A 936-nucleotide genomic window follows, 5' to 3' on the forward strand; every position below is an offset into this window, starting at 1 on the left:
GCCGCCGCCGGCGGCCTGCGCGGTACGGCCGTGCGCCGGCTGGCGGCACGGGTGGCCGGGCAGGTGCACGAGGCCGCCCGGCGCAGCCTCGGCCCGGGGCAGGGGGAACTGGACCGGGAGTCGTTCGAGGCGGTGTTCCCCTGGGGCCCCGCCCCGGCCCGGCTCGGCGGCGGCACCGGCTGGGCCTCCGCCGTCCTCGCCGAGGGCCTCCTCGTGCCGGCCGGCGGCGGCTACCGCTTCGCCCACGAGGAACTGGCCGACTGGATCCAGGGCATGCACCTGGACCTGGACGAGGCCCTGCGAGCCCTGGTGCACCGCCCCGGCGAGCCGCGCGGGAGCCGCCGCCCCGTCCCGGTGCCCCACCATCGCGTCGGCCCGGTCGTGCAGGCCCTCCTGGTCCTCGGCCGCCAGCACGGCGCCCGGCAACTGTCGCTGCGGCTGCGGGAGTTGGTGGACGCCCTGGACCGCGACCCCGGATCCTGGTGGGCGGCCCGGCTGCTCGCCCGGACCCTGCTGGAGGTCCCGGACGCGGCGCCGTACACCGAGGTGCTGCGCCTGCTCGCCGACCGGGTCGTCGCCTGGCGCCGCGCCCGGCGGCCCGTACCGGCCGACTTCCGCCCCGCGTTCTGGACCGCCCTGCCCGTCACCGACGCCGAGCGCCTGGACCTGCTGCGCCGCNNGACGCCGTGGCCGGACTGCTCGCCGCCGCCCCCACCGACGTACAGCCCCTGCTCACCGCCTGGTTCGCCGACGAGCGGCCGTTGCCCGCGACCCCGCACGCCACCGTGGCCACCGCCGCGCAGGCGCTGCTGCACACTCACCGGCACGGTGCCCTGGAGGAGCTGACCGAGACGCTGGCGGCCTGCGCGCACCCGCGCGCCGACGAACTGCTCGCCGTCCTCGCCGAGGAGGAGCCGTCGGCCGTCTGCCGGGCGG

At 79.2% G+C, this 936-nt stretch carries 1 pseudogene; it reads left to right on the forward strand.

Annotated features, from left to right (window positions below):
• A pseudogene (locus tag CCN44_RS42905) lies at positions 1-936 on the forward strand (hypothetical protein); the annotation flags it as partial.

This window comes from Streptomyces tricolor (genome assembly GCF_002155905.1).
GTDB lineage: Bacteria > Actinomycetota > Actinomycetes > Streptomycetales > Streptomycetaceae > Streptomyces > Streptomyces tricolor.